The sequence below is a fragment of the Limnothrix sp. PR1529 genome, assembly GCF_002742025.1.
Lineage (GTDB): Bacteria > Cyanobacteriota > Cyanobacteriia > CACIAM-69d > CACIAM-69d > CACIAM-69d.
The window spans coordinates 1-1,279 of sequence record NZ_LIRO01000095.1 but is presented as its reverse complement, the minus strand read 5'-3'; the positions used below and the strand labels follow the sequence as shown (position 1 = coordinate 1,279).

Annotated in this window: 1 protein-coding gene; it reads right to left on the bottom strand. The window is 52.5% G+C overall.

From position 1 onward, the window contains the following. Positions 1-411 precede the first annotated feature (411 nt). Positions 412-1,279: GUN4 domain-containing protein (locus AMR42_RS13445; RefSeq protein ID WP_199858183.1), on the bottom strand; the 868-nt coding region annotated here is incomplete at its 5' end.

The window sequence follows — 1,279 nt, the reverse complement described above, 5'->3', positions numbered from 1 at the left end:
CATTTCAAGGCTGAATTGATTTGTTAGAAGTATTACCGCTGTGATCAATTGATACCAAATTAGACCATTTACTTGTATAAACAATGACCTTGAGGAAATAATTCAAAATAAATCTGAGAAAAATTTAAACTAAAATTTGGTTTGGAATCTATATCGATAAAAATCAAGCAATTGATTGATGATTTCGTGAATTTGAATGCATGAACATATGTCTTTAGCTAAAGTTTTGATTGCCAAAGTAGCAAATTTTGATCAAAGTCAACGTCCATTGAGGCCAAGGCTTGCTATCGATAGGGCTGTCATTAAGATGATGCACTTTCGTCGCAAGGACTCACTGATCCCAAGCTGCGATCGATCCTGAATGGACGTTGACTGGATCGCTGAACCGAACCGGAGCTGACGGACTGAGGATTAGCCCAAGGCGAACTTCAAACGTATCATCAGGCGGGGGATGTAGGTATAAAACCGATCATGGCGAAGCTGAATCGCATCAATGCTGCAACTGCCGCAATGGACTCCTGGCGGCGGAACGGCAATCCGCTGCACCACTTGGTCGGAAACGCCGGCCCAGGGCAAGTGACCCACGGGACTTTGCAGGGAGCGGTTTAATTCCGACTCGTTGCGCCAATCGCTGCTGATGAAGTCCTGTTCGGTGCGGGGGGCGGCGATTTTCCAACCAACGCGATCGCGGAAGTTGTTCACGGCCGCTTCCAGGTTGGTGGGATGGGCAATGGTGGCCGCTTGCCAGAGCCGCAACTGCACGCTGAGACCAAAGCGGCCGTTGCTGGCCGTGAGCCAGGCTTGGTCAATTTCGCGAATCAGGGCCGGGTCAGTTAAGGCGGGGCCGGCCGATGGCATGGTGGCAGATTCGGGGGCCAACAGGCGGCGCGTGAGGCGATCGGCCTCGACCCAGTTTTGGGCTTGCAGGTGGGTTTGGAGTTGGGCAATCAGTTGGCGGGCTGCTGCGTCGGTGGCTGGGGTTTCGGTTTGGCAAGTCCCAATGGTCGATCGGGCAAATTTGCCAGCTCCGAAGTAATGCACAATTTGGATTTGTTTGGGCTGGCCGGCCATGGGTCGCAAGCTGACGTAAAGCCCATGGGCCGAGGCGGGTGTGCCATAGAGCCGATCGCCATTATTGGGTTGCGCACGAAATTCACCATCAAAGGGCAAGCGGGAAAAGTCCGCATCGGGAGCCAATTGCCGATAATCCTGAACCACGGCGTTTCGGATCAGGGTTTGCAGATGCCCGTTGCGGGTTTGTGTCAACACCGTGAGGGTG